The 24637-nt window shown below is 70.2% G+C and carries 20 protein-coding genes; 2 read left to right on the forward strand and 18 right to left on the reverse strand.

The annotated features are described in order from the left end of the window. Nucleotides 1-99: 99 nt before the first annotated feature. From GBA65_RS15090 to GBA65_RS15110, 5 genes are all read right to left on the reverse strand, one after another. The gene (locus tag GBA65_RS15090) at nucleotides 100-378 is read right to left on the reverse strand and encodes a hypothetical protein (protein WP_166397256.1); all 279 of its coding nucleotides are present in this window, start codon (nucleotides 376-378) and stop codon (nucleotides 100-102) included. A gap of 10 nt (nucleotides 379-388) precedes the next feature. Further along, a complete protein-coding gene (locus GBA65_RS15095; protein WP_166397257.1) occupies nucleotides 389-1471 on the reverse strand; it encodes a hypothetical protein in 1083 nt (360 codons plus the stop codon). Between the two features lie 9 nt (nucleotides 1472-1480). After that, on the reverse strand, nucleotides 1481-4030 hold the full coding sequence (locus GBA65_RS15100) for a hypothetical protein (RefSeq protein WP_166397258.1): 2550 nt from the start codon (nucleotides 4028-4030) through the stop codon (nucleotides 1481-1483). 343 nt (nucleotides 4031-4373) lie between these two features. Continuing rightward, the gene (locus GBA65_RS15105) at nucleotides 4374-5693 is read right to left on the reverse strand and encodes a hypothetical protein (protein WP_166397259.1); all 1320 of its coding nucleotides are present in this window, start codon (nucleotides 5691-5693) and stop codon (nucleotides 4374-4376) included. Further along, complete coding sequence (locus tag GBA65_RS15110) at nucleotides 5690-10909, reverse strand: zinc metalloprotease (protein ID WP_166397260.1); 5220 nt, start codon at nucleotides 10907-10909, stop codon at nucleotides 5690-5692. The genes GBA65_RS15105 and GBA65_RS15110 overlap by 4 nt, the downstream gene beginning before the upstream one ends. Nucleotides 10910-11322: 413 nt before the next feature. On the opposite strand from GBA65_RS15110, the gene GBA65_RS26600 reads away from it, so the two are divergent. Next, the gene (locus GBA65_RS26600) at nucleotides 11323-11478 is read left to right on the forward strand and encodes an HNH endonuclease signature motif containing protein (protein WP_407691100.1); all 156 of its coding nucleotides are present in this window, start codon (nucleotides 11323-11325) and stop codon (nucleotides 11476-11478) included. Nucleotides 11479-11585: 107 nt separating this feature from the next. On the opposite strand, the gene GBA65_RS15120 is transcribed toward GBA65_RS26600, so the two are convergent. Beyond that, a complete protein-coding gene (locus GBA65_RS15120; RefSeq protein WP_166397262.1) occupies nucleotides 11586-18500 on the reverse strand; it encodes a hypothetical protein in 6915 nt (2304 codons plus the stop codon). Nucleotides 18501-18607: 107 nt separating this feature from the next. On the opposite strand from GBA65_RS15120, the gene GBA65_RS15125 reads away from it, so the two are divergent. Beyond that, nucleotides 18608-18991, forward strand: a complete 384-nt coding sequence (locus GBA65_RS15125; protein ID WP_166397263.1) for a hypothetical protein — start codon at nucleotides 18608-18610, stop codon at nucleotides 18989-18991. Here the strand turns inward: GBA65_RS15125 and GBA65_RS15130 are convergent. The 12 genes from GBA65_RS15130 to GBA65_RS15185 all read right to left on the reverse strand — a co-directional run bounded on the left by GBA65_RS15130 (nucleotide 18988) and on the right by GBA65_RS15185 (nucleotide 24634). Continuing rightward, the gene (locus GBA65_RS15130) at nucleotides 18988-19287 is read right to left on the reverse strand and encodes a hypothetical protein (RefSeq protein WP_166397264.1); all 300 of its coding nucleotides are present in this window, start codon (nucleotides 19285-19287) and stop codon (nucleotides 18988-18990) included. The two genes, GBA65_RS15125 and GBA65_RS15130, sit on opposite strands and share 4 nt — an antisense overlap. Nucleotides 19288-19355: 68 nt before the next feature. Further along, nucleotides 19356-19745, reverse strand: a complete 390-nt coding sequence (locus GBA65_RS15135; protein ID WP_166397265.1) for a gene transfer agent family protein — start codon at nucleotides 19743-19745, stop codon at nucleotides 19356-19358. 74 nt (nucleotides 19746-19819) lie between these two features. Then, complete coding sequence (locus tag GBA65_RS15140; RefSeq protein WP_166397266.1) at nucleotides 19820-20293, reverse strand: phage tail tube protein; 474 nt, start codon at nucleotides 20291-20293, stop codon at nucleotides 19820-19822. Nucleotides 20294-20383: 90 nt separating this feature from the next. After that, nucleotides 20384-20773, reverse strand: a complete 390-nt coding sequence (locus tag GBA65_RS15145) for a minor capsid protein (RefSeq protein ID WP_166397267.1) — start codon at nucleotides 20771-20773, stop codon at nucleotides 20384-20386. Further along, complete coding sequence (locus tag GBA65_RS15150; protein WP_166397268.1) at nucleotides 20770-21303, reverse strand: hypothetical protein; 534 nt, start codon at nucleotides 21301-21303, stop codon at nucleotides 20770-20772. Before GBA65_RS15150 ends, GBA65_RS15145 begins: the two co-directional genes overlap by 4 nt. A 2-nt stretch (nucleotides 21304-21305) precedes the next feature. Next, a complete protein-coding gene (locus GBA65_RS15155) occupies nucleotides 21306-21686 on the reverse strand; it encodes a hypothetical protein (protein ID WP_166397269.1) in 381 nt (126 codons plus the stop codon). Nucleotides 21687-21698: 12 nt separating this feature from the next. Further along, entirely contained in the window at nucleotides 21699-21995 is a 297-nt protein-coding gene (locus GBA65_RS15160; protein ID WP_166397270.1) for a hypothetical protein, read from the reverse strand. Nucleotides 21996-22003: 8 nt separating this feature from the next. Continuing rightward, complete coding sequence (locus tag GBA65_RS15165; protein ID WP_166397271.1) at nucleotides 22004-22408, reverse strand: hypothetical protein; 405 nt, start codon at nucleotides 22406-22408, stop codon at nucleotides 22004-22006. After that, nucleotides 22405-22545, reverse strand: coding sequence for a hypothetical protein (locus GBA65_RS15170; RefSeq protein WP_166397272.1), 141 nt, complete (start codon nucleotides 22543-22545; stop codon nucleotides 22405-22407). Before GBA65_RS15170 ends, GBA65_RS15165 begins: the two co-directional genes overlap by 4 nt. A gap of 157 nt (nucleotides 22546-22702) precedes the next feature. Beyond that, complete coding sequence (locus GBA65_RS15175) at nucleotides 22703-23080, reverse strand: hypothetical protein (protein WP_166397273.1); 378 nt, start codon at nucleotides 23078-23080, stop codon at nucleotides 22703-22705. A gap of 61 nt (nucleotides 23081-23141) precedes the next feature. Continuing rightward, entirely contained in the window at nucleotides 23142-24143 is a 1002-nt protein-coding gene (locus tag GBA65_RS15180) for a hypothetical protein (protein WP_166397274.1), read from the reverse strand. Nucleotides 24144-24214: 71 nt separating this feature from the next. Then, nucleotides 24215-24634 (reverse strand): hypothetical protein, encoded by a 420-nt coding sequence (locus GBA65_RS15185; RefSeq protein WP_166397275.1) that lies wholly within the window; start codon nucleotides 24632-24634, stop codon nucleotides 24215-24217. Between the last annotated feature and the right edge of the window lie 3 nt (nucleotides 24635-24637).

A 24637-nucleotide genomic window follows, 5' to 3' on the forward strand; every position in this document is an offset into this window, starting at 1 on the left:
CGGCATAACCTTCCCTTCGGTAGGTCTTGCCCCTCGCGCGGGCTGGCCTCGGGGAGGGCGGCCGCCCTCCCTTTTTCTCGGGCCCGATCACGGGGCCGTCTACCCGACCTCCCACGCCGCGAGCCCCCCCTCGGCGTCGTCGGCGAGCTCCTCCATCCTCCAGAGGAGCTGCCCGAGGCCGACCGCGGGCTGGCTGAACAGCTCGTTCTCGTCGTCGTTGCCCGCCGCCCTCTCGCTCGGGTAGCCGAAGATCGCGTAGGCGCGCCCGCGCGTCCGGCAGGCGACGAGGAAGTCCGTCGGCCTCCTCAGGACGAGCTCGCCCCCCTCGGCCAGGTGCGCCCGTATCTTCTCGATCAGTTGCGCGAAGTCCACTGGCATCGCTCCCTTCTCATCGTCGGTGGTTCGGTGGTTCGGCGTCTTCTTGCTCCTCGAGCGTTGCGTCCGCGGCGTCTTGCTGGGCGCGCGCCTCCTCCAGGACTTCCTCCAGGGCTGGGTCGCGCCACCCGCGGTACTCGTCCACGCCGACCTTCCTCTTGTACTCCACGGCCTCGGGGCTTCCGCCCTCGATCCACTCCTCCCTCTCGTCCCCGGACATGCCCGAGTAGTCCATCTGCATGGAGAGCGACATCAAGAGCGCCTCCTCGAGGACCCCGACGCGCGCCGCGAGCGCCGCGATCGTCCCGGCGTCTCCCTTGCGGTGCGACTCCCGGAGCCTCTTTCGCGTCCCGAGGCGGCCGAGCCGCTCGGCCTTCTCGAGGTGCATGAACGGGGTGTAGCAGTAGGGCTGGGCCGATCCCGCGGTGCCGTCGAGGGTCCTCATGGAAGAGACGGCCGCCGCCTCGTTGCGGGTGTTGGCGTTGAGTTCGGCCTGCCCGACCGTGCCGACGATCATCTTGATCCCGCCGAGGGTCCGGTCGCCGAGCTTGCTGCCCCCGATCCCGGGGGCGAGGTGCCCGTTGCTCACGGCGTTTGCGGCGTTCGGGATGCGCCCGTTCGCGTTGGCGTTCGCCGAGACGGCCGCGGCCTGGGCCGCGTCGGTCTCGGCCTTCCTGGCGTAATGGCCCGGGGCGGTCGGGGCGGGCCCCCCTACGGGCCCGTTCGCGAAGTCGCCGTTGCGGCTGAGCCTCCCGTTGGCGTTGGCGTGGGCGCCCTCGACCTCGACGAGGCGGGCGTAGTGCGAGGGCGCGCTCGGCGGCGGCCCCCCCAAGGCCCCGTTCATGAAGTCCCCGCCCCGCTTGATCGAGGCGTTGTCGAGGTTCTGGAGGTCCACCAGGCGCGTGTAGTGCGACGCCGCGAGGGGCTCGGGGCCCCCGATCGGCCCGTTCGCGAAGTCGCCGTTGCGGTCGAGCCTCTCGTTCGCCCGGGCGGAGGCGTACGCCTCGGCGTCTAGCTTGTTCTTGTGGAGGTCGCCGTTGACGCCCGACTTCTGGCGGGCCCTTCGCGCGCCCGCCTTCCGCACCCCCCTACCCACCGAGCCGCCTCACGCCGCGACCCCCTTGATGACGCCGAACACCTGCGTCTGGGTCGGCGTCGTGCAGGTGACGCGCACGATCCCGTCGCCGCCTTGGTCGAAGGTTTGGGGCCTGTCGGCGGGCTTGAGGAGGTTCGGGTCTCCGCTAAAGCTTATGGTCAGGGTCGCGTACAGAACGCCCGTCGTGGAGCGGAACTCGTAGACGAGGTTCGGGGTGGGGCTCGCGCCCCCGACCGTGCCGCCGCTCGTCCTTATGGCCCGCAGCTCTTCCAAGAAGCCGTTGGCCGGGCCGCGAAGGTCTACGGTGTTCGGCGCGCCCCCGCAGCCGGGCAAGAGCCCGTCCGGGGACCGCCAGAAGAAAAACTTCGGGCGGCGCCCCACGTTGTTGACGAGCGTTTGCGCGTCGTCGGGGCCCGACGGCTGCGCCCTCGAGTCGATCTGCTGCAGCCTCTCGTCCTGCCGGAAGTCGTGGTTGACCGCCACCCCGACCCCGGTCCTGCGGGGCTCGTACGTCAGCGGCGAGGTCCCGTCGCCGCGGAACCTCGCCACGTTGGCCGGACTCGAGGCGTTGAGCTGCGCCACGACCTTCTTGACCCCGGTGCCGAGGACCTGGACGTCCCGCGCGACGATCTTGTGCCCGTTGTAGAGGTAGAAGAGCTCGTAGTCCTGGTTTACGACCGGGGGCGTGGCGTTCGGGTTGGCCGAGGGGTAAGCGCAGTTTACGACCGAGCCCGGGGAGATGATCACGGGGCTCTTGACGTTGGCGCCCTCGGGGACGTGCTGCGACCTCCGAACTATCGCGGTCCTCTGCTGCCCCCACTGGTCCCCGACGGGGTCGACGTAGCGCTTCTCCCACCGCGCGGGCATGAGCACGATCGGCGCCGTCTGGACGAACGAGGGGTCGTACTCGAAGAAGACGTCGGTGTAGGTGTGGATCAGGCCGCCCCCGACCCACGTCACCTGCCCCCCCTTCTGCACGAAGAAGACCGCGCCGTCGTATGCGGTCTGGGGGTTCGTCCAGCCCGCCGCGGCGCTCATCTTCGCGTTCCAGTAGGCGAAGTTGTCGGCGAAATTTGCGGGGTCGAGGTTGTTGTTGAAGCACTGCACCTCGCCGCCGACGAAAACGTGATTCACGGCCTGGTCGTTCGTGTAGGTAAACGGCCGCAGGCAGTCGCGGATTTTCACGCCCAGGTACAGGAGGTCGTCTCCCATGACGTCGCCCGTCCACCTCATCGCGCGGTGGAGCTGCTCGAAGGCGACGCTCTTCATCCTGTAGGCGAAGGTCGGCCTTTGGTTCGGGTCCGCCGTCGATTGGTGGAAGCGAATGCCGCCGGAGTTTTCCTTAAGGGAGCCGGCGATCTGGAAGTCCTCGAAGTCCACGGCCTGGGAGTGGTTGAAGAAGATCAACTCTTCCCCGGTGCGGTTGTCGAAGACCGTAGACTCCTCTCCCTCGCCCCGGAACCTCAGCCCCTTGAGCTGCGTCACGTTGAGGCGGGAGTCGCACCGGTACCTGCGCCCGTCCCCCGGCGCGAACAACTCCCCGAGGCCGACGTGCTGCGTCGTGCCGTTCGGGTAGGTCCTGAACCGCGCCCGCGTGTCCTTGAGGTGCTGGATGGCGGCGTTGATCGCCGGCGACCAGTTGCCGGTCATGGGATCGTTCGGGTCCGTCCTGCCGGTCACGAGCTCCTTGAAGCGCCACAGGTGGGTTTTCGAGCGGGCGTCGAAGCCGCCGATTTCTTCCAGTTCCTGCTCGGTGTCCCCGGCGTTGAACGCCTTCAGGAGGGGGACGGCGCCTATGTCCGACGGCGCCATCGCGGCCCACTCGGTGTCGTGGTCCGCGTTCGTGCGCTTCCTGTAGATCTGCCCCTTGGCGCCCCCGACCTTGACCCCGACGCCGGTGGCCCCGCGCGGGCCCCTCGCGGCTTCGAGGAAGTCGGCCTCGGAACCGACGTTCCCCTGATCCAGCCAGGTCTCGTAGGTCGAGGCGCCGGGGGGCCCCTCGGGGCCTTCGGGGGGAGGGATCGGGCCCGACCAAGCGCCCTCCGCGCTCGACGTCTTGTAGTAGTAGAGGCCGTCGGGCGGGTTCTCGTCGAGGGCGTGGTAGAGGAAGCCGGACGGCTGCGCGTCCCACTGCGCCCTCTCGGCCAGCGTGCCGGCCGCGTCCGCCTTGAAAGACCGGCCCGGCTCCCCGTCGAGGCCCGGCTCTCCCCGCAAGGCGACGAGGAAGTCCGCCTCGGAGCCGGCGTTCCCCTGATCCAGCCAGGTCTGGTATGCGGATTCCCCCGGGTCGCCCTTTACGGAGGCCCCGGGCTCGCCCTTTATCGCCGCCAGGTACTCGGCCACCGTCCCGGCGTTGCCGGCCGTCAGCCACACCTCGTAGGCGGACGGCCCCTCGCCGCCCGGCGCCCCCTTGATCGAAGCGAGGAAGTCCGCAACTGGGCCCACGTTCCCGGCGTCCAGCCAGACCCGGTAGGCGCTCTTCCCCTCGTCGCCCTTGTCTCCCTTCAGCGCGGCCAGGTACTCGGCCACCGTCCCGGCGTTGCCGTCGGCGAGCCACACCTCGTAGGCCGAGTCCCCTCGATCGCCCTTCTCGCCCCCCAGGAAAGCCAGGAAGTCGGCCTCGGAACCGACGTTCCCCTGCGCCAGCCAAAGCCCGTAGGCGCTCTCCCCGTTCGGCCCCTGAAAAGCGAACCACGGGCTCCAGTCGCCGGGGCGGCGGACTGCTTGAACGAGAGGACGACCGGGAGACGGAGGTGTCGGCGTAGGTGAAGCCCGTCGGCCGGTCGCCGTACGCGGCGCGGCCGGCGGTGTCGCCGCCCGCGTTGATCTGCGTGCCCGGCCCGGGGGGCCCTGGGGCCCCCTGAACTTGTCGCTCGCGGGAAGTAGAGGTACCGGGGTTCGGTCATCTCGCCACCATTATTCGTTCTTCCTCCTCGTCGTAGTAGACGTCGAACCCCTCCTCCTTCGCCTTCTCCCGATCGATCACGCCCCGCCCGGTCACGGGGTCGTAGGAGACCCAAGGAAGCGACGTCGAGAGGTAGGGCCGGCCCAGCCAGTCGCGGCCCAAGGGGGGCCTGACGGCGTCGGCCCTCGGCCGCGCGGCCTCCCTCTTCGAGGCCTCGAAAACCTCCCTCGTCTGCGTGCCCACGGCCGTCAGCTGGCCCTTCTTGGCCCAGATGTCCGGGGACACCCCCGTCAGGCGCGAGCGGTACTCCCGGACGATCGTGCCGCCGGGGATCCTCTCCCGGCCCCTGACCAGGACCGGGGCGCCGCGCGCGAGGCCCACGGGGATGTAGCGGCAGGGGAACGCGAGGCCGAACTCGTTCTGGCCCAGCTCGTGCGCCCTGTCGCGCACGAGCTGGTGGGCGGACTCGCCGGGGCCGTCCGCGTGCTCCACGAAGGACGTCGCGTCCCGATCGACCTTGCGCGGGCCGTTGTCCACCTCGGCCGACGCGAGGCGCTGCACCGTCCCGTCGGCCAGCTCGCGCCAGGCGACCACCCGGGCGTAGCGCCCCTCCTGGCGGGAAGACACCTCGAGCTCCTCGAAGTCGAAGTCGATGCCCTCCTCGAACGTCCACTCGGGCTCCGCGTCCCCGAGGACCGTCCCCTCCGCCCGGGCGGTGGCGACGCTCAGGGGCGTGTCCTCGAACACGATGCCGGAGGCCCCTTCTACGACTTCCACCGATTCCGAGACGTAGTCGTTCCAGCGGAACGCGTCCCCGCCCTGGGCCGTGAAGCGCGGCAGGGCAATCCTGGGGATCTCTACCGCCCGGTACCCCGCCACGCGCGACGCGAGCTCGTAGAGGGCGTCGGTGGGCGCGGCGTTCAGGTAGTCGAGGTCGTCGTCCGGGCCCTCGCCGATCGGCGTCGTCGGCGCGTCGTAGAAGGGCGTGGCCGCCAGGAAGTTCGTGCGGTACCCCCTGGTGCTCAGGGAGACGACCTTGCCGAGAAATCCGGGGATCCTCTCGCCCTTGACCAGGTAGTCGACGCGGCACTCCTCCTGGTCCGCGGACAGGGGCAGGCGGGTTTGCAGGGTGCCCTCCAGGACGACGGCCGGGCCCTCCTGGTCGCGTATCCTGAGCGCCCCGGACTCCGCCTTCAGGAACCCCGAGTAGTCCTTGCCGGCGATGGTGAGGAGGCGCTCGGTGGCGGAGGCGTAGGAGAGGCGGTTTCGGGACGCCTCCCTTATCGCCGCGAGCTGGCGCGAGGTGAGGTCTTTCACGCCGTGCCCGCCAGCGGCGCGCGCGGGCCGGGGAGGACCGCGGCCTCCAGGACCTCGGCCTCCCCTATCTCCGCCCGGGCGTGGAGGATGCGGTAGCCGTCGACGACGACCGGGGGGACGTCCAGGGTGTCGAACTCGGCCTTCGCGCCGCACCGGAGCTCGTAGGCGACCCCGTCCTCCTCGTCGCCGGCGCCCGGGATCTCCGCTATGAGGGCCTCGCCGCGCGCCGTCGCGGCCGCGATCTCCTTCATGGCCCTCTCGGTGCGCACCCGGATCCCGACCCCCCCCATCCGCTCGACCTCGTCCGTGAGCTCGAAGACGGCGACCCGTCCGCCGACCGTGTCGAACTCGGAGTCCGGGGAGTCGTCCGTCCACAGCACCCGATCGAGCGTCGCGACGCCCGGGAAGTGCGAGCCGTCGCGCCTCAAGAGGACCGCCACCGGGCTCCAGGTCCTCAGGTGGATGCCGCCCGAGGGAACGGACGGGCCGCTCCGGCCGTCGCCGGTCAGGACGACGCGTATCTTGAGGAACGCCGCGGGCTCGACGAGCTCCCGATCCTGCGTTTCCGGGCCGAACGAAACGCCGTCGCGCGAGGTGGAGAAGAAGACCTCGACGCCGTCGTTCGGGTCGAGCACGGCGTCCACGTCGGAGGCGAGGCGCACCCCGAACTCGCTCCAGTAGATATCCGCTTCCCTGCCGCGGCCCCGCGCGGCCGGGTGCGTCGGCAGGATCGAGGAGATCTCCGCCTCGATCGCGCGCCCGTAGCCCCTGTTCGCGTCCCTCTCGGCGAAGTCCTCGTAGACCCCCTGGGCGTGCAGTGGGTCCTGGAAGAGGTAGAAGCCGTCGGTGAGGACCGCCTTGTAGCGCACTCGCGAGTACGAGGGCTCGGGGTTGCCCGCCTCGTCGAACTCGGCTTCGGGGACCGTGTAGGTCGCGTAATCGTCCTCGTCCGGGGCGGCGCGCCCCGAGGGGTGCCAGCCCCGGGTGCCGGTCATGGAACCGAGCTCCGCGGCCAGCATCGGCTCGACGCCGTCGCCCTCGAGCCAGGCCTGCACCCCCGGGGCGGTGCCGCCGGAGGCGAAGACGACCCACCTCCAGAACATGCCGAGCGTGTAGCCCTGCCCCGGCTTCACCGCGATCGGCTCCTCGAGGAGGTCGATCACCGCCGGCCGGTGCGGCGGGGCGGAGCCGGTCGGCAGGAAGAACGCGGCCTGGTTGGTGGGCTTCCCGTCCGGCTCGAACCGGCGGGGCACGCCTGCGAGAACGGGCCTGTCGGGGGGCGGCGGGGCGTAGTTCGCGGGCGGCGCCGGTTTCTCCCGGTCGAGGACGTCGCCGCGCTTCGTGATCACGATCTGGTCGAACAACAAGGCGCACCTCGCCCGGAGGTCGGACTCGCCGAGGAGGCCTATCCTGGTAAGCCTCGGGAAGCGGTTCGTGAGGTCCATCCGTCCGAGGTTCGCGGGCACCGTCCGCTGGGCGCCGTTCAGGCCCACGCTGCACGTGGCCGTGCCTTGCTTCGTTCCGCCGCCCGAGACGCCTATCTCGACGTCGATCAGGGTCCCGGCGACGATGCCCCAGGCGGCCTGCGCGTCCACGAGCACCTCGCCGAGGGCGTTGAAGGTCTGCAGGTAGAGGCCGCCGTTGGAAGAGAGCAAGACGTCCGCTATGGCCCCGCCGCCCCCGCTCCTGACGCTCGCGATCCTGACCCTGCCGAAGGCCGGCATGACCCCGTCGACGTAGACGAGGAAACGCTCGGAGAGGTCCCCGCCGTTTAGGACGTGGACCTTCTCGCGGAAGGCGACGACCTGCGTGCCGGTCGTGGTGTCCGCGACCCGCCAGCAATACGAGCCGTGGAGCGGCACGCCCTGGGGCACGGGGACGACGGCGGAGGTGAGCCCGGGCGAGAGGTTCTGTCCCCAGCCCGGGTTCCACTCGCCCGGAGTGCCCGCCGGAGAGCCCGCCGGGGGCTCGAACGATACGACCTCGACGGGGGGCTCGGCCTCTATGACGGCGCCCTCGGGCTCCGGGGCGGGGCCGACGGCGACGTAGGCGTCCCCGGGAGCGGGGGTCGCGGGGGGCGGGGAGAAGTCCGCGATGCCGCCCGAAACGGCGAACTTCCTTATGTCCGCCGCGCAGCGCAAAACCTTGAGGTCCTTGAAGTAGCCCTCCGCGTTCGCGGCGTTGCCGCCGGCCGGGAAAGCCACCTGCGGGCGGAGCCTGACGAACGCCGTCGCCGGGTTGAGCGCCGGCCCCCCGGCGTTGAAGGTCCTCGAGAACCTCGCCTCGCCGAGCTGCGGGAGGTCGTAGAGGACGATGTCCGGGCCGACGGTCTGCAACGACTCGTTGAGCTGCGCCATCGCGATCCGCAAGATGCCCGACGCTATCCTCGTCGCGCCGATCGTCCCCGAAATCGTCAAAGGCTTGGAAGGATCCACGGAGATCACGCGGGAAGGCATGGAGGGGGCGAGGGACGTGGCCGAGGTCGTACCGAGCGTGAGGACGCCGGCGGCGACCTTGAAGAACCCGGGCTGGTTCGACGCCATGTTGACCGGGATCCACTCCTCGGGGGTCCCCTGGCCGTCGAGCTGGGAGAACTCCGGGTTTCCGAGGACGTTCACGGTCCTCACCGCCGACGCCCGGAAGGTCTGCCCCGCGGCGAGCGTGACGCCTACCCTGCCCGTGTCCGGGTCTCGGGCGGGCTCGGACTCCTGGGTGAGGGCGCCCGAGCGCGTCTGGCCCCTGATCGTGATCAGGTACGTGCCGGCGGGCGGCGTCTCCTCGCCGTCCGCGACCGGGGCGTCCGGGACCGCGGTCGGGTCGGGGGCCTCCAGGACCGAGAGGTCCTCGGCGGGCGGGGTGTCCTCCGCGAGCCCGATCGCCACGCCCTTGGGCGTCTGCTCCTCGGGGTAGCCGTGGACCGTGAAGCCCCCGCCCGTGTCGCCCTTGAAGTAGGCGTCCTTGCCGCCCCGCCCTTGCGCCGGTAGGCGCGGTACCAGGAGATCGGGCCCCGCCGGGCGGCTCGTACATGAACCACCAGGTGTAGTCGACGTCCTTTCGGCGCGCCACCGCGGGAACCTCGCAGTAGATCCCGCGCCGTCCAGGTACTCGCCGGGCACCCACTCGTACTCGACGGCGGGCGGGTCGGGCGGCTCCGCGCCGCCCGGCGGGGCCTGGGGCTCGGGGGCGGGCTGCCTCGTGATCTGGGTCTTGTTCTGCTGCTGCTGGTTTATCTCGGTCTGCGTCTGGCCGGGCGTGGGCGCGTTCGGGTCCGCCAGGCCCCCTCCCCCGGTGCCGCCCGTGCCCGCCCCCCACCGCCTCTTGAGCTCCGAGACGTCGTGGGAGGTCGGGGTCTCGTGGTTGCCGCCGTCGATGTTGATGGGCGTGTTGAGGACCGAGGGCGTCGAGGCGTGGTCGAGGCCCAGGGCGTGCCCGAACTCGTGGGCGCAGCAGGCGTTGTTCGCGTTCGCCGTGCCGCGGCCCATGTAGTAGGAGTTCAGGACGATGCGCCCGTCGGAGTAGGTCCTGCCGTACACCCCGCTCTCCAGCGAGCCGTCGGTTATGGCGACCTGGACGCCCGCGGGGTTCGAGCCCTTCCTCACCCCGACCGGCCCCACCGCGTTCCAGCGCCTCGCCGCCGTGTCCACGTGGCCCGAGTAGGAGCCGGAGTAGGAGTAGGCGAGGCCGTGTGAGCCGTCCTCGAAGGACGCGACGAGCTCGAACTGGTTGAAGACCGCGGCGCGCGCGTCGTCGGAGGCGAGGGTCGCCACCACGCCGTCTCCGTCCACGTACTCGCAGACGAGTTCGGAGGCCTCGTAGCGGGCGTCCTCGATGGCCTCCCCGAGCAAGACGACCCAGAGCCCCCCCTCGCGCGCCACGCCCACGGAGCGGCGCCGGGGCGACAGGAAGGCGAGGTGCTCCTCTATCGCGCGCATGGCGTCGTCGGCGGACTCGGTCTCGACCACGAGCTCGCCGAGGTCGCGCCCGTCGTAGCCCTCCTCGCGCGCGAGCCTGGCGATCGGCCAGCCGTGGCCGCGCGCCTTCCTGTAGGCCGCCCTGTTCATCACCTGGGAGACGAGGAGGAGCGGGGCGCCCGCGTCGCGCCGCCTCTCGTTCATGAGCGCGATCAGGCGCGACTCCTCGAAGTCGATCTCCTCGCCGAGGTACTCGTTCTCCGGGAGCTTCCCGCTCGGGCGTATCAGCCTCGGGTCCGGGAGGCCGGCCGCCGCCGCGGTCGGGGAGCTGTCGCCTCCCCCCGCGAGGCCGGCGTCTTGGGCCGCGACGGAGGCCGCGACGAGGGCCTGGGCGCCGGCGGGGGCGGCCGGGACGGACTCCTTGACCTGCCTCCGGCGCGTGCCCCTGGCGGTGATGGGCGCGGCGGCCTGCGAGAGGAGCGCGGGTCCGCGGTCGTTCTTGAGCTGGCGGAACGGCGTCCACGTTCCCGCTCGCAGCTTCAGCCTGGAGGGGCGCTGATGCACGTCCTTGCCCTTGACGGGGCGGGCGCCGGAGCCGAGCCCCGAGAGGTTCTGCGTCGGCGGCTTGCCCAGGTTCGTCCAGGGGGCGCGCAGGGGGTAGTCCCCGCCCTTCCTCAACTGCTCGATCGGCACCTTGCGCTGCAGCGCGGCCGTGGCCTCGTTCGGGACCCCGCCCGGCGGGACCCTCTTCGTGAGGTAGATGTCCCAGGTCTTCGTGCCGGCGGGGAAGGTCTCGGGGACGGGGAGCCTCGGGAACTGGTTGTTCTCGAGGCGGAAGGGCCGGGAGAAGGCGGTGACGGTCGTCGGGCCCTCCTCCGAGGACAGCCCCCACGCCCACGCGTAGTCGCCGCCCTCGAAGCCCCTCACCGTCACCGGCACCTTGTCGACCTGCGGCGGGACGGGCTTTCGCGGGTCGGTGTGCGTGCGGCGCATCCCGCGGAGGATCGGGCCCTCCTGCTTGTAGACCTGGTCCGCGGGGCGGGCGGAGGTCGTCTGCTGCGTGATCGCGGTCTTCTTCGGGTTGCCGGGCGGCGAGGCGTTGTAGTGGTAGCCCACGATCTCCTCGGGCACGCCCGTCAACGCCCAGCCGTCCACGCGCCCGTCGGCGTCCACCTCGAGGCCGTACTGGTTGGGCCATGCGTTAGAGGGGGTCAGGAACAGGTTTCCGCGCACGTCCCACGACGCGCTCGGGGACACCGAGGACCTGAGATAGTCTTCGTGATTCTTGACCGAAACCACGGCCATCAGGCGACCGCCCCGGTATAATCGAGGCAACAAGAATGCCGGGCGATGCGGCCAACATCCCCGGCGCGGCCAACCGCTCTAGGAGGTTGACGGTGGACACTATACCCCGCACGCCCAAAGAACATCGCGCCTACTGGCACGAACGCTTTCCCGAGGTCCCTTACGGCTTTTGTGGCTGCGGTTGCGGCCAGCAGACCCAGCCTTCCCCGCAGACCAGCACCGCTCACAAGAGGGTCCGAGGGTGTCCCGCGTTCTTTGCCCACGGCCACGGGGCGCGTAGGCCGAAGGTCGATTATTTGCGACACTACGCGCCCGAAGATCGCGGCCACGACACCCCCTGTTGGATATGGAAAGGAACGATCAGTCACGGCGGCTACGGCAGGGTCTTCGAGCGCAACGAGCATCGAGGAGTGATGGCGCACCGGCTTTTCTACGAGGCGCGATACGGCCCCATAGAGGACGGGAACCAACTTCACCATCGGTGCGGAATTCCGTCCTGCGTGAACCCCGACCATCTCCTGCCTTTGTCCGTTGCGGAGCATGCTCGCCTCCACTGGGAGTCGGCTTGAGAAGTTCTTCGGCGTGAGGAAGCCGTTGCCCCGGAGGTCCCAGGAGAAGGAGGGGGAGGCCTCCGAGCGCAGGTAGTCCTCGTGGTTCCTCACCGAGACGACCGCCATCAGGCCGTCTTCCCGGCGGCCCTGGCGAGCGCCCCGTCGAGGTAGTCGCCGTGGGCGCGCATCGCGTCGCCGAACTCGCGGGAGCCCGCGAAGCCGCGTATGTGCTTTCTGGTGCCGGCGACGAGCTTGCCCGCCGCCCGGTCGTCGAGGTCGCGCACCTTTATTCCGGAGTCTCCCAAGACCTTCTCTATCCTCCTCAAGACTTCCAGGGTTTCGGCGTCGGAGCCCCTGCCCTCGTCGCCCGGGGGAAGGGCGCCGTTCCCGCCGCCGCGCGCGCTCCACGTATCGATGCTCGAGGCGAGCCGCTCGAAGTTCTCGTTGGTGACGGCCGAGAGGACGCGCTCTTGGCCGTGCAGGATCGCGGGGAACGGGGTGTTCTTGCCGCCCGGGATGACGCCGCCGAGCTTGTAGGAGGCGCGGGCCGCCACGCCGCCCTTCCCGTAGTACTTGGGGTCGCCGATGAGGGAGGCCGCCGCGTCCCAGTGCTTGGCGTAGGCGTCGGGGAAGGCGCTGACCTGCACGGCCTGGGCCCACTGCCCGAGGCCCACGGCGGTGTTCGGGTACTGCCCCTTGAAGGGCTCGGCGGCGTCGAGGAACTTCCCGAGCGAGTACGCGGGGTCCATGATCTGCTCTGGCGTCCCCCACCCGGCCGAAGGACGCTGCTGGAAGTAGCCCAGGCTGTCCCGGTCGCCGTAGTCGAGGTTCCGCATCCCCGACTCTTGCAGGGCCGTCATGACCGGCAGGCGCCCCGGGATGCCGCGGGACACGGCGTTCTTGGCGAACGTCAGCGCCACGGCCTTCTGGTCGCCGGAGAAGTCCCCGCTGACGCCCCCGCCGCCGCCGATGGTGTCCGGGATCTGCTCGTCGATCCACTCGTACAGGCCGTCGTGCACCATCCCGACGGCGCCGCGACCCGCCTGGCTCATCACGTACTCGCCCGAGAAGGCGCCCTTCGCCTTCTCGAATAGGGGCTTCACCAGGCGGTTCCAGCCGGCCTCGAACGCCATCTGGATCGGGTTGGGTATGGAGAAGCCTCCTCCCCCGCCGCCCCCGCTCGGGTTGGCCTTCGGGGCGTCGGCGAACGCCGTGACGTGGACGTGCCCGGAGTGGTCGAAGCCCGACGTGTCCGGGCCCCACCCGCCGGCCGTGAGCATCTTGCCGGCCCAGATCAGCCAGTTGAGGTTCCCGCCGAGCTTCTGGATGGCCCAGTCGGCTATCTGGTTGCCTCGCTCGGTCCCTACGGGGTCCCCCCGAAAACCGCCCCAGAAGTCGACGCTGCGCTCGCGGTAGTAGGGCTGGGCGTACCCGAGTGGGTGCTCGTAGTAGGTGTTGGTGTAGGCGCCGAACTTGGAGGCGCCCTCCCTCTGGAACGCGTCCATCTCGGGGATGTACGTGTGCATCGTCGGGTACAGCCCGTCGCCCGAGCCGACGTCCGTGCCCCGGGGCACGAGCCCGCTCCTGGAGCGGGGGGCGGGGAAGCGGGGGCGGGAGTCGCGGTGCTCGCGGGGCCCGTTCGGCGGCGCCTGGCGGAGCGCGTCGTTCGGGACGACCGAGTGATCGAACCAATCCGCGCCGTGCTGCAGGTACGCGAGCTGCTTGTTGGCGGGACCCCGCTCCGCGGCGAAGATTTCTCCGCCCATCTGTTCGTTCCACACATGAACCCTCGCGCCGGGGGCGGAGGTGCCGATCCCCCCGGCCGTGCCGCCCTTGGCGAAGGCGGAGACCGAGCCGCCGGCCACGCCGCCATCCGCGAACTTCGCGCCCCGGACCTTGCCGGCCCAGTCTCCGAGGTTCACCGCGTCGAGGACGCCCGCGATCCCGTCGAGCAGACCGTTCCAGACGGATTTGAGGGCGTCGGCGGCGGAGGAGACCGGGTCCGTCAGGAACTTGCCGACCGCCTCCATGATCGGGCCCGTTCCGTCCCTGAGCGCGCCGAGTGCCGAGAGGGCGTCGTCCTTGAGCTCCGTGGCCCTCGCGACCGCCGAATCCTTCGCCTCGGTCCACCGGGTGGAGATGTTGTCGCGCATCCGCGAGAAGTAGTCGAGGGCGGCGCCGTCCATCCGGCCCCACAGATCGCCCAGGTAGGCGAGGTTGTTGTCCCACGTCCCGCGACTGGAGGTGTCCGCCCCCGTCCACGCGTCTACGACCCGCTGCTTTCCGGAGTCGAACCAGCGCAGCGCGAGGCCGTCCATCTCCGTCCACTTCTGGCCGAGGTAAGCGAGGTTGTTGTCCCACGTCCCCCTGCTCGACGTGTCGGCTCCGGTCCAGGCGGCCACGACCCTGTTCTTCGCGGAGTCGAACCACCGGAGGGCGAGGCCGTCCATCTCGCCCCACTTGGTCCCGAGGTACGCCAGGTTGTTGTCCCAGGTGCCCCTCGAGGAGGTGTCGGCGCCTGTCCACGCGGAGGTGACGCGCCCGGCGATGGAGGTGAACCAGGTGAGGGCGAGCCCGTCCATCGAGGTCCAGGTCGCCACGAGCCACTCCGGCACCGGGGTCCAAAGCGCGATCGCCCGCGAGAGGACCGGGTTTCCCTCGGTAGGGGCGCCCAGGATGGCGTCCGTGAGGGTCTTCTCCGGCACGAGACCCGCGAGCCACTCCGTCGCCCCGACCCACCAGCCCGTGAGCTTGGAGGTGATGGGGTTTTCGCCCTCTCCCGCCCTGCCCATCAGGACGTCTAGGACCGTGGGGCCGGCCGGGACGAGGCCCGCGAGCCACTCGTTCGCGCCAGTCCACCAGAGGGCGAGCTTCGACGTGATCGGGTTCTCGCCCTCTTCCGCGCGCCCCATGAGGACGTCCAAGACGGACGGGCCGGTGGGCACGAGGCCGGCCACGAATTCGTTGGCCCCCGTCCACCACAGCGCCAGCTTGGAGGTGATGGGGTTCTCCTCGGCGGAGGCCTGCCCCATCAACACGTCCAGGACGGTCGGGCCCGTCGGCACCAACCCCGCGACGAACTCGTTCGCCCCGACCCACCACGCCGAGAGCTTCGACGTGATCGGGTTTTCCTCGGCGTTCGCGCTGCCCATGAGGACGTCGAGGACCGACGGACCCGTCGGCACGAGCCCGGCGACGAACTCCTGGGCGCCGAGCCACCAGCCCGAGAGGGCCTTTGTGATCGGGTTCTCGTCCGTGTCCGCCTTGCCGAGCAGCACGTCGAGGACGGACGGGCCGGTGGGCACGAGGCCGTCTACGAAGGCCGACGCGCCGTCCCAGATCGCCTGGAGGTTCGGCACGATGGAGGGGTCGTCCTTGCCCACCCCGGTCCACTTGTCGAGGAGGCTCTCCTTCGGCGAGTGGTTCGCGATCCAGTCCGTCGCGGCCTGCGTGAGGTCGTCGAAGGCCGCGAATACGTGCCCCACGATGGGGACGGCGTCCATGCCGGCGCGCACCCCGTCGAAGAACGCGACGCCCGTGCGGTTTCCGGACTCCTTCGACTTCTCGTAGGCGCCCTTCGCCGCCTCCATGTCGAAGAAGACCGCGACCCCGATCGCGATCGCGCCGATCGCCGCGAGCGGCAGCAGCGGGGCGAGCATCGCCCAGGCCCCGGAGGCCGCGGCCCACATGCCCGGAGCGGCGCCCCACGCCGCAACCGCGATCTTGCCGAGGTTTAGGGCGGCGCCCGAGGCGTAGAACGCGGTTGCCGCGAGGGAGCCCCCGTTCAAGCCGAGGACCGCGGCTACGCCCGCGACCGCCACCAATTCGTGCGCGGCGTCCTTCGCGGAGGGGCTCAGGTTGTTGAATTTTTCCGCCAGGAAGCCCACGCCGTCGATTACGGCGACCAGGGTGTCCGACGAGCCGACGAAGTTGCCGAAAAACTCGGAAACCGGTCCGACGTTACGGGATATGGCCGGGGCCAGCTCCTCGAACGCCTCGACAAGCACGTCCCCGACGACGGGCACGACGGTCTTTAGGGAATCCATGAGCTCGAGCAGCGTCGAGTCGCCGGTGTCCGGGTTCGTGGCGGCGAGGACCGCGTCCGCGACCCGGAAAAACTCGGTGTACAGGACGCCCGCGATGTCTGCGGCGGAATCGAGGACCGGGGTCAGGCGCTCCACGTTGCCCGTCAGCCCGGAGCTCGAGTCCGTAGCCGAGCGGAAGTTCTCGGCCATGGCCCCGAGCCCGCCCATCGCCGTGTCCACGAGGCCGGAGTCCTCGAGCGCGACCCCGAGGCCGTACAGCCCGACCCCGAGGTCCGAGACGACCCCCCAGAGCTGCCCGGCGCGGTCGTAGAGCCCCGCGAACGCGGCGTCCGTGGCCGCGACCCCCTCGGTCGAGGTCGTCCACCCCTCGAATGTCGACAGGAGCCCCGCGACGATGCCCAGCAGGTCCATGCCGTAGGGGGCCGCGACGGACAGGGCCGTGGCGAGCGCTATGCCGAGGTCCCCGGCCGCGGAGGAGGCGAGGTAGGTCGCCTCGGGCACGTAGTCGAGGATGCTTTGTATCGCCGTCGCGGGGATCGGCTGCTGGAGCTTGGAGGCGAACTGGTCGAAGCCCCGGCCGAGCTCCCCCATCGCGGCGTAGGACGCGGCGCCGAGGGCGGGGAGGTAGTTGTCGGCGAGGTCGAGTATGCGGACCCCGAGCAGGGCCGCCCGGTCCATCGAGGGCTCGAAGGAGGAGGCGGCGTCGGCCTTGAAGAGCATGAAGCGGTCGTAGAGGGCCTTCTGGGCGGCGGTGAGGGCGACGGTCTTTTCGGCGGCAGAGGCCTGCGCGGCCCCCAGGGCTTCCGCCGCGCGCGAAGCGGCGATCTGAGCCTGGGTTACGGCGTCCTGCGCCTCCTGGAGCTGCCGGTCCCCCTGGGCCTTCGTGCGCTGCCAAGCCTTGTACTGGTCGGACTCGGCCTGGCGGGCCTCCCGTATCTGCTGGGCGCCTTGCTCCTGTGTGCGACGGTAAGACTCGAAGGCGGCGCGCTCGGCCTCCCTCTGGCCCGCGACCTGTTGGGCCCCGTCGATCTGCGTGCGGCGAAGCTCCTCTTCGGCCCGCTGTACGCCCTCGCTGGCCCCCTCGACTCCGCGGTACGCCTGCTCGTGGTTCTTGAAAGCGGACTGCAGCTCGGTGGAGCCCTGCTCGCGGGCGGCCCTGGTCTGCTCCTCCTGGCGCTGGAGGTCGAGCTCGGCCCGCTGCATCGCGCGCAGGGAATCCGTTGCCTCCTCGGAGTTGGCCCCGTACTTCGCGACGTCTTCGTTGTACTGGCGCGTCGCGTCTCCGAGCCGGTCCCGGGCGTCGGCGAGATCGAGGGTGGCGTACGCCTGGTTCCTCGGCTCGGCCGCCATCGCGGCGTTGAGCTCGCGCTGGGCGAAGTAGAGGTCGCGGGTGGCGAGGGTGAGGCCTTCCCGTTCGGAATCGAGCTGCCTCGCCGCGTCGGAGGTCGCCCGCGACGCTTGCTCCTCGACCTGGACCGTCTTTTCGCGCGTGGAGACGTACTCGTCCCAAGCGTCCGCCGTCTGCTGGGCGACCTGCCGCACGGTCTGGCCGGTCTTCTGCTGCTGGCGCTCGTAGCTTTCCCAGGCGTCGGCGGTCTGCTGTGCAACGTCCTGCTCGGTCTGCGCCCGCTGCGCGACGGCCCGATCGACGCCGCGATTCGCGTCCGCGTACTGCTGGGCCGCCGCCGCTCCCGCCTGCGAGGCCGCGCCGGACGATTCGAGCCCGGAGTGGTACTCGGTCAGCTTGCCGACGAGGGCGGATACGGGACCCCCTACCAGCGCCATGGAGGCGCCGAGGACGCCCATCGCCCCGGCCCCGGCCACGGCCGCGCCGGTGAGCCCGGAGCCGATTCCGACCGCGAGGGCCGCCACGCCCGCGCCCGCCGCGGCGGCGACGGGGACGATCCCGCCTACCCCTGCGACGAGGGTGGGGATCGAGGCGACGCTCGCGATGGCCCCGAGCGCCCGAATCTTGTCGCCCAGAGCCGTGATGTGGCTGCCGGCCATCGACGCCGAGGAGGCGTCGAAGTTGAACCGGACGGTGCGCCCGTCGGTCCTGTCGGCCTGGGCGTTCAGCGCGGCCAGTTCGGCCGCGGAGGAGGCCGCGCCCCTCACGTCCGTCTCCATGGCGAGCGTGCGGCCGTCGACGCGAGACGCGACGCCCTCGATGTTGTGCAGGCTCCCGATGACGGCCTGGGCGCCCTGAAGCGTCGTTTTGAGCGTAACCGTGCCGCCGTCGATGCGGTCGGCGGTCGCGTCGAGGAGCCCGAGCTGGGCCATGACCCCGGCCATGCCGGTGGCCTCGGAGTGGACGCGCACCGAGTGGCCCCAGCGCCGGTTCACGGCATCGGCCTTCTGGTCTAGCCCGGTCAGCGCCGCCTGCGTCGCGGGGAAGCCCGAGGTCTCGGCGTGGACGCGGAAGACCGCCCCGTTGGCCGCATCGGCCCGAACCGAAGCAAGGACGCCGGGGATGCCGGAGACGCCGGAGAGGACGCCCCGCACACGAAACGTCGCCCCGTTGTGGGCGTCCGTCCTGATGCGCGAGAAGGCCCCGGAAGCGCCGGAGAGGCCCCGCTGGTCGAGGCGGGTGCGGAAGACCGCCCCGTCTGCAGCGTCGCGCCTGATGGACGAGAAGACCCCCTGCGCGTCCCTCAGGCCCCGGACGTCCCCCCGGACTTCGAACTCGGCGCCCCTCTTGGCGTCCTGCCTTACGTCGGATAAGGTCCGCCTCACGCCGGCGAGCGCCGAGACGTTCGCCCCTACCCTGAACTCGGCGCCCTTCTTCGCCTCCGCGCGCGCCTCGCGCATGGTCTTCGAGATGGAGGAGAAGGCGGTCCGGACCCGGGACGCCGAGCGGTGCGCCCGATCGCCGACGGACTCGACCTCGTCCGAGAGGTCCCCGACGGCCTTGGAGGCGGCCTTGGTGCCGCGGTCCTTGAACATCGTGCTGATGACGACGCTCAGGCGCTCCATCTCGGTCGCCAGGGGAATCACCTCCTCTCGAAGAAGGGCGCGCGCAAGGGGACGCTCGTAAGCGGCCCCGGCGGGGTTCGTCGTTCGCCGATGGCGGGGGGATCCCGGCCCGTGCTAAGTTGGCGGCCATGAGGACCGAGCTGGTGGTCAGGGCCGGGAAACAAGAGGCGCAGGAAGCGGTCGCCCGCTTCTTCGAAGGACGGAAGGACCTGTACCACGGGGTACGCGGTCCCCTGCGTCTGACGGATTACCGCGCCGTGGAGGCCAAGGTGAACGTGAAGCACGCGCGGTTCGCCGGCTGGCGCGCGGCCGCGGGCGTGGTCGCCGGGCTGGTCGCCCTTCCCACGATGGAGACCGTCACGGGGGACCCGAGCATAGAGGTCGTCGCCAAGAGCACCGAGCCCGGCATCGTCCGGCTCAGGATCTCCACGAAGGACGGGGTAAAGCCCGAGGCCGTGGAACCCCTCCTGGGTTGGCTACGCGACGAGCTCGGCGCGACCGAACCGCTCTAGGAGGGCGGGGGCACGGGGACCGGTCTCGCCCTCCCTTCGGTCCTCTGGCGCAGCTTAAGCGGCACGGGGAGCCTCGCCGCGCGCTCCTGGGCCTCGCGCTGCTTTTCGCGGGTCTCCTCCGGGCCGAGCGCCTTTGGGGCTTTGCGCCGCGCCCAGAGCTTCCTCGCGTCCACGTGCTTGTTCCTCGGGCGCTGAGAGTTGACCGCGACGGCCGTGAAGTGGGCCCACATCTGGCCCATGAGGTCGTGGCGGTAGTCGAAGCCCTCGATCCACAGGACGACCTCGGCGGGGCTCATGTCCCAGAACTCGTCCGGCTTGAGCCCCGCGCGTATGGCCTGCTCCAGAAAGCCCGACCACGTGAACCTTAGGCGGGCGGCTCCTTCTCCTTCTCCTTCTTCCCTTTTGGGGCCCCGACCGGCTTGTCCTGGTCCTCGTCCTCGGCCCCCGGCTGGCCGGCGCTGTAGGCTTCGGTGCAGATCCGGAAGACCTTCTGGAAGTCGTCCATGTCGTCCATGATGTCGTTGACCTGGGGCAGGCTGCGGAGCTCCTGGCGGTGGTGCTTGCGGGTGCCCGCCCAGATCAGCGCGCGGAGGATCCTGAAGCCGACGCGGCCGCCCGCGAACTTCCGCTCGATCTCGGAGGCCTCCATGTCGAGGACGTCCTCGAGCTCGCAGTACGAGCTCGTCGTGAACTTGAGCGTGAACTGCTTGTCGCCGAGCTTGAGGGCGCGCTCGCCCCTCTCCTGGTTCGCCAAGATGCCTCCTAGGAAAGACGGGGCGTCCGCCTTCTGCGGCGGACGCCCGTAGTGAACGTCGGTTTCGTCGTCGGTTACGGGGCGGCGGGCGCGGCCGGCGGCACCCTCAGCGTCAGGGGCTCGTTGAGCGTGACCTCCATCTCCCACGTGGCGGCGTCGTTGTCCGGCGCCTCCTTGGACATCGAGAGGATGTAGCCCTCGGCCTCGTAGACTTCGTCGTCGGAGCCGTCCGCGGCGGCGCCCGGGTAGGTCGAGACCTCCTGGACGTAGACGGGGAGGCGGTCCTGGTAGGACTGGCGCAGCTTCTGGTGCGTCTGGTTCGTGGTGCCGGGCTTGAGGACGCGCAGGGACAGGGAGATCGTCCCCTCCTCGCGCCCGGGCAGGGTCATGGCGTGGTCGCTCCCCTTGTGGGAGACGTCGATGCCCTCGCGGGAGGACTCGTGGGAGTACTCGGTCTGGTACGCCACCGGCTGGTAGTCCGGGGCGGCCTCGGTGCCGACGTTCACGGTCATGATGATGTCGTTGCCGACCATGGCTTCGGTTGCCACGTGCTCACTTCCTTTCTTCGCTCGTGTTTCGGGCACGGAGAAGGCCGCTCCGTGCGGAACGGCCGGGTTGATGCTTGCGTCGTCGTCGCTCTAGGTCACGACGGCCTCGAAGTTGACCGCCACTCGCGCCTTGTCGCCGTCGAGCGGGAGCGCGAACGGCTCCCCGAGCGCCCGGATGCTCGCGTACTTCGTTTCGTTCACGACGCCGGAGTAGCCCGCGAGGAGCCCGTAGGCCTGCTCGGCCTTCGCGTGGGCGTTGGGCCAACTCTTGGAGCGGCACACGACCTGGAAGCGGGGGCTCCTCTGGACCGGGGCGGACATTCCTTTGACGTGTCCGGGCGGGCCGCCCTGGTAGGCGAACAGCACCACGAGCTCGTCGGGGACCTGCACCGTCGAGGTGCTCGCCGGGATCTGGTTCTCGAGGACGCGCCACCCGATGTTCCCGGCCTGGAGTATGGCGCGCACGTCGCCGAGGATCATGGCATGGCCTCACCCCCCCGCGCTCCATCCCGCTGCGCTGCGAGCTTTTCCGCCACGGATACGGCCAAGTCGAGAGGCGGCGTATTGCAACCATCCTCAAGCTCAACGAAATAGACGTGCTGGGCGCCCGCGCGTGCGCCCGGAACGTTCGCCTCGGCGAGAACAAGCTTGGCGCCGTTGGGGCGGTGCCTAAACACTACGACACTGCTGTAGTTGGAAGCGTGCTCGCTCTCGATCGTGGCCTGAGAAGGATTCGACCCGTACAAAATCTTGACGATCTCCCCGGCGAGCTCGCGGGAGTTGACGATCTTCACCGGACGGACCGGCTCGACGTACTCCGGCGCGGGCCTCGTCGCCCCGATCGACTCCAGGAAGCTGGAGGCCGCGCCCTCGGCCACCGATACGGCGTCCTCGGGATGCATGTTCTTGACGGCCGTCGCGTACACCTCGGCGAACACCTCTCCCGCCTGCTCGGGGCCCTTCTCCTCGGGGAGTTCCTGCCCTTCGGGGATGCTTCGACCCTTGACCATGCTTACCTCCTCTTCCGCGCCGCTTTTCTCGCCGCGCCCTTGATGTTCTTCGCGTACCTGTCGCGGTTCTCGGCGAACGGGGTCTCAAGGAACTTCGGCCCGCTGCCCGGCTTCTGCCAGTCGACGTCGGGGTCGAGGTTCTCGTGGACGATCCGGAAGTAGTCCTCCTCGTCCCGGTACCCCACCTCGGCGCCCATGCCCCGGTCCGTGGGTACGTCGTACTGGGCGCTCACGAGCCTGGTGGTGTCCACGGGACAAACGCGGGCGGATGCGATAGCAAGGTGCTCGCGGGAGGCCTTCACCTCTCCCCTAACGGCGGCCGGTATCCCCTTCTCCATCCGCTCGAGGCGGCGTGTGAGCTTCTTGGCGCCGACGAGCCTCACCCCGTACCTCCTTCACAGCTCCACCCGGTAGCCGATCGTCTTGCCCCGCTTGTTCACGATTGCCTCGACGCCCTCGACCGGCGCGTCGTCCACCAGGTCGCGCACGGCCACCTCGTCGCTCATCAGCAGCTTCGTGCGGTTCGGGACCTCCACGCCGAGCTCGTTGACGGTGCTGCCGAAGCCGGGCACCTTGCGGACTTTCACGGCGAGCGGCGGCTGCTCGATCGGGGGGGAGTAGACGGGCTCGCCGTTGTCGTCGAAGTCGACGTAGCGCCGCAAGGTCGCCGTCTGCTTTAGGTGCCGCTTCAAGCCGGGCATCAGAACAGGGGTTCGGGAGCGATGTTGTGGACCGTCGCGCCGCCGCCCGTGCCGTCGGGGCGGGGCGTAGCCTCTTCCCCGACGTAGTAGGAACCCATCGCGCTCGCCACCATGCGCTGGATGGCGTCGAGCCCCGCGTAAGAGTCGGTGGAGACCCCGGAGAGGCCAGAGGACTTCAGCACGCCGCCCTCGGTGGCGATCATGAACTGGATGACCGCGACTTCGGCGTCGCGGGCCGCCTCCGGGTACTCGTCGTCGGCAAGATCGGGGGGCGGGGCGAGGCGCCTCACCGTGCGGTGGGCGTAGCGCAGGAGCCTATCCTGCGTGGGCTCCGGGAGGTCGGCGAAGTCCTCGAGGTCGTTCTCGACGAGGCCGTTGTCCAGCCCGCTCGGGTTCTCCCTCATCGGGTCTCCTCCTTCTCTTCGGTCGCGGCCCTCCAGCGTTCAAGGTGGGTCAGGTGCCAGAGAGAGCAGCCCGGGCACTCGTACGCCCTCTGGGGCACCTCCTGGCCGGGCGCCGCCAGGTCCTGCGCCTTGATCATCGCGAGCTCGGCCGCCTTGGGCGAGCGGTACGGGGTCTTCTCGGGCGTGTCCGGGCAGGGCGCTCGCGACGGCCCGGCAGCCCCCCCGGGGCCGCGCGAACGGCGGCCCCGCTTGGGGCGCTGCGGCTTGCGGACCATCGCGGCGCACGCGGGCGGGCTAGAGCGCCAGGTGCGCCCGGATCTTCCCGACGGTGGCCTCGCCGATGCCGTTGATGCTCAGCAAGGTGGCGTTCTCGGCCGCGCGCACCTTCGCGTCCGAGTCGTAGCCGTTCGCCAGGAGCGCCGAGCGCCCGGCGTCCTCGGGGATCGTGAACGCCGGGTCGGGGGGCGTCCCGGACGGGGTGCCGGTCGAGACCGCGGCGGAGCCGCCGGACGGCGCCCTGCCCTGCCCGGGCAAGAGGCGTATCGCCTGGCGCGAGAGGTAGGGCGCGGCCTCCTCGGCGGTGAGGTCGATGACCCCCTCGCTCATCCGGCCGCGCTCCTCGTCCGGGTAGATCGTGTGCAGTATCTCGTACTGCAGGGTCGGTTCGGTCACGGGATGACCACCTCCTACGGGTTAGGGGTTGTGCGGGGCGTGGGCGGGGAAAGCCGGCGCTTTAGGAGATGGCCTCGCGGAACACGTAGCCGCAACCCGGGTCCACGATGCGGATCTTCTCCTCGTACTTGACGCGGCGGATGTGCGTCTCGGTGTTCTGGTCGTACCAGGCGGTCACCGGCATGGACTGGTCCTGCCCCTGCACCGGCGCCGGGGTGGCGGCCTCGTTATTGGTGCGGCCGTACTGGAAGGTGTACGCGAGGGACTGCTGGTACTTGGTGCGCTGGTCGGGCGCGGCGGGGTTGACGTAGGCGAAGACCACGTCTTTGCCCCACACGTCGGCGAACTCGGGGGCTTGGTGGGTGCCCATGTTGTACTTCATTGACGCGGTGATCACGTTCTCGACGCGGAAGACGCGCTTGATCAGTTCGATGTCGACGAACTTGCGCTCGTCGCCCCCGAGGAACGCCTTCACGGAAGGGCTCCACAGGACGATGTCGTCCACCTCGTAGGGCAGAAGGACCGTGTTCATGATCATGCCCGAGCGGCGGTTGATCTGGTTTCGGGCGAACCGCGCGTACGCCGGGATGTCCGTGCCGGCCTGGTCGAAGCGCACCGCCGCCCCCAGGACCTCGCCCGGGACCTCGTTGGAGCGCAGCCTGTCGCCGGCGCGCTTCTCGCGCCTCAGCTGCAGGCGGTCGGAGGTCGAGATCACGCCGTCGCGCTCCATGTTGAAGAGCGCGGCGTTGCCGATCCTCTCCCCCATGCGCTCGTACTTCTGGCGCTCCTTCTCCTCGTACTCGAAGTCGAGGGCGTGCTCCTCCATGTCGTAGGGCATCATCGTGTACCCGAAGTCCACGGCGTTCGCCTTGGTGCGGGGCGCCCTCAGCGTGTCCTCTTCGAGGTCGAAGGCCTCCAGGCCCCACTTCGGGAACTGCCCCTCGCGGTCGTCGACCAGGATCACGGGCGCGAGCTGGCGGTTCACCGCCTGGTTGTTCTTGTGCTGGATGACGATGTTGCTGAGGATCGGGTCGGCCGGCTGTATCTCGTTGTAGGTGGGCACGTCCCTCCTTTCTGCTGGGGTTGGGTTTGAGAGCCCCGGCTCGGCGAGCGCCGAGGCGGGCGCCGAGGCGCTTAGACGACTATCTGCTCGCCGAAGCGCCGGCAGTCCACCATGACCCGCTGGCCCTTGCGGGTCCCCGCGCTCTTGGTGATGCCCACGAGGTTGACGACCGTTCCGACCGCCTCGTTCACCGGCTTGATCATGCCGCGGTCGTTCGGGTTGCCGCCGTCGGCGGCGACGTTGACGCGGGTGTTGACGGGGATGGGCTGGGAGATCTCGATCTCCGGGAAGCCGTACTGGCTGAGGGCGACGGCCTTGCCGTCCTCGGCGGAGTCGAACGTGACCCCGAAGAGGTTGCCCGCGTTCGCCCCGGGCGCGTTCTTGGCCTCGCCCACGGCGTCCCCGTACACGAGGACCCTCTTCGCCTTGCACCCTTCCGCCCCGCGGAACTCCGCGGACTTGCGGGAGATCCCCTGAGTGTTGTACGCCACGGC

Origin of the sequence: Rubrobacter marinus (assembly GCF_011492965.1) — a bacterium.
GTDB classification, from domain to species: Bacteria; Actinomycetota; Rubrobacteria; order Rubrobacterales; family Rubrobacteraceae; genus Rubrobacter_F; species Rubrobacter_F marinus.

Coding starts and splice junctions, on each gene's coding strand:
- GBA65_RS15090 (WP_166397256.1), bottom strand. CDS start 378: ATGCCAGTGGACTTCGCGCAACTGATCGAGAAGATACGGGCGCACCTG.
- GBA65_RS15110 (WP_166397260.1), bottom strand. CDS start 10,909: ATGGCCGTGGTTTCGGTCAAGAATCACGAAGACTATCTCAGGTCCTCG.
- GBA65_RS26600 (WP_407691100.1), top strand. CDS start 11,323: ATGGCGCACCGGCTTTTCTACGAGGCGCGATACGGCCCCATAGAGGAC.
- GBA65_RS15125 (WP_166397263.1), top strand. CDS start 18,608: ATGAGGACCGAGCTGGTGGTCAGGGCCGGGAAACAAGAGGCGCAGGAA.
- GBA65_RS15130 (WP_166397264.1), bottom strand. CDS start 19,287: ATGAGCCCCGCCGAGGTCGTCCTGTGGATCGAGGGCTTCGACTACCGC.
- GBA65_RS15145 (WP_166397267.1), bottom strand. CDS start 20,773: ATGATCCTCGGCGACGTGCGCGCCATACTCCAGGCCGGGAACATCGGG.
- GBA65_RS15150 (WP_166397268.1), bottom strand. CDS start 21,303: ATGGTCAAGGGTCGAAGCATCCCCGAAGGGCAGGAACTCCCCGAGGAG.
- GBA65_RS15165 (WP_166397271.1), bottom strand. CDS start 22,408: ATGAGGGAGAACCCGAGCGGGCTGGACAACGGCCTCGTCGAGAACGAC.
- GBA65_RS15170 (WP_166397272.1), bottom strand. CDS start 22,545: ATGATCAAGGCGCAGGACCTGGCGGCGCCCGGCCAGGAGGTGCCCCAG.